2 protein-coding genes are annotated in these 1,561 nt (G+C 65.2%); both read right to left on the bottom strand.

The window, feature by feature from the left end; translation table 11 throughout:
• Positions 1-214 precede the first annotated feature (214 nt).
• Positions 215-433, bottom strand: a complete 219-nt coding sequence (locus B3873_RS06170; RefSeq protein WP_039784299.1) for a hypothetical protein — start codon at positions 431-433, stop codon at positions 215-217.
• 256 nt (positions 434-689) lie between these two features.
• Positions 690-1,433 (bottom strand): glycerophosphodiester phosphodiesterase, encoded by a 744-nt coding sequence (ugpQ, locus tag B3873_RS06165; RefSeq protein WP_286864669.1) that lies wholly within the window; start codon positions 1,431-1,433, stop codon positions 690-692.
• Positions 1,434-1,561 lie beyond the last annotated feature (128 nt).

Here is a 1,561-nt window from a genome sequence, read left to right as displayed (position 1 = left end):
CCCCCCCCCGCCGCAACGCCTTGCCAGCCCGGCCGGCAGCAGTGCGCTGCAGGCGAAAAAAAACCCGCCGGGAAAATCCCCGCGGGTTACAGGCCCGGCTGACCCGGCATGGCGCGCTAACCTGCGCCGCCGGACCTTAACTGCGTCAGCCGAACCTTCCGGTAAAACCAAGTGCGGGCCGCGCTGTGCGGGCCGCCACCAGAAGTCCGGACGATCAGGCGCCCTTGTTGGCCGGCACCGGATTGTTCTTCTTGGCCTTCTTGTGCTTGTGCTTCTTGGCCTTCTTCGCATGCTTCTTGTGCTTCTTGTGAGCAGGCTTGGCAGCCGGGGCTTCAGCGGCGGGAGCGCCAGCCGGAGCCGGTGCGGGCTGGGCCAGGACCGGCATGGCGAAGGCGGCGACGAGTACGGCAGCCAGCAGTTTGTTGATCTTCATCGTTTTCCTCTATCTCTCAGTGTTGTGTGCTTCCACAAGTCCACCGGCGTGCTCACGGGCGCCGGCCTTGTGCTTCATTAACGCAAGATTTTCGCGACGCGTTGACAACAACTGTCGACTGCCCTCCAGTTATTGTTGTCCGCATGCAAATCATAGCTAGCGTGTGAGGATTCAGTCCGCCGGTAAGAGCGTAATTTGCCGTTCATTTCCACGCTGCGCGAGATGAACAATGCGGGCAGCGTGGGGTTGCCGTGGCTTACCAGGCGTCGGCCGCAATGAGATCGATGCGATCGGTGCAGAAGGCATCCACGCCCCACTGGCGGATTTCCTCGGCACGCGCCATGTCGTTGACGGTGTAGCAGAAGAGGCCATAGCCCGCCGTCTTCACGGCAGCCGCCAGGGACGGCGTGAGGTGCTTGTGATTGGTGTGCAGCGCCACGGCCTGCAGCTGCTCCAGACGCGCCTGCCAGTCCTCGGGAATCACATCCACCAGGTAGCCGCGCGGCAGTGCCGGCGCAGCTTCCTTGGCCGCCAGCAGCGCATCGAAGGAGAACGAGGACAACACCGGCAGCGCCGCCCCGCTCTTGCCGGCGAAGCGCCGCGCCACGGCCTGGGCGGTCAGTTCCCCGGTACGGCGCGCGAATTCTGCAGCGGCTGGCTTGATCTCGACGTTCATCCAGATGCCTTCGGCCAGGCAGAAATCCAGCCCCTGCTCCAGCGTGCTGATGCGTTCCCCGGCGAAGCGTGCATCCAGCCAGGCACCGGCTTCCAGGTCGCGCAGCTCGGCCCAGTCGCTCTCGGCGATCTTGCCGGCCCCGGGCAGGGTGCGGCCGCGCTGCGGGTCGTGCATCAGGATGGGGACTTCGTCGCGGGTGAGCATGACGTCGAATTCGGCGGCGCGATAGCCGTGTTCCAGGCCGCAGCGAAAGCCGGCCAGGGTGTTTTCCGGTGCCAGGGTGCCGCCGCCGCGATGGGCGAGGATGCGGGGATAGGGCCACATGATGTTCTCTCCGAGGGTAGGCCTTGCAGAAGGATCAAGGCAATCGGCGCATAAGGTAGAGCAGATCACGCCGCGCGACAAGCCGTTGGCACCCGCCAGAATGCCGCCCGTCGCAAGTGGCTCGCCCG

The organism is Herbaspirillum sp. UBA812 (assembly GCF_002296545.1).
In the GTDB taxonomy this organism is placed as follows: Bacteria; Pseudomonadota; Gammaproteobacteria; order Burkholderiales; family Burkholderiaceae_D; genus Herbaspirillum; species Herbaspirillum huttiense.
The sequence above is the reverse complement of the archived record's forward strand: the minus strand, read 5'-3'. Positions and strand labels throughout refer to the sequence as shown.

Coding starts and splice junctions, on each gene's coding strand:
- ugpQ (WP_286864669.1), bottom strand. CDS start 1,433: ATGTGGCCCTATCCCCGCATCCTCGCCCATCGCGGCGGCGGCACCCTG.
- B3873_RS06170 (WP_039784299.1), bottom strand. CDS start 433: ATGAAGATCAACAAACTGCTGGCTGCCGTACTCGTCGCCGCCTTCGCC.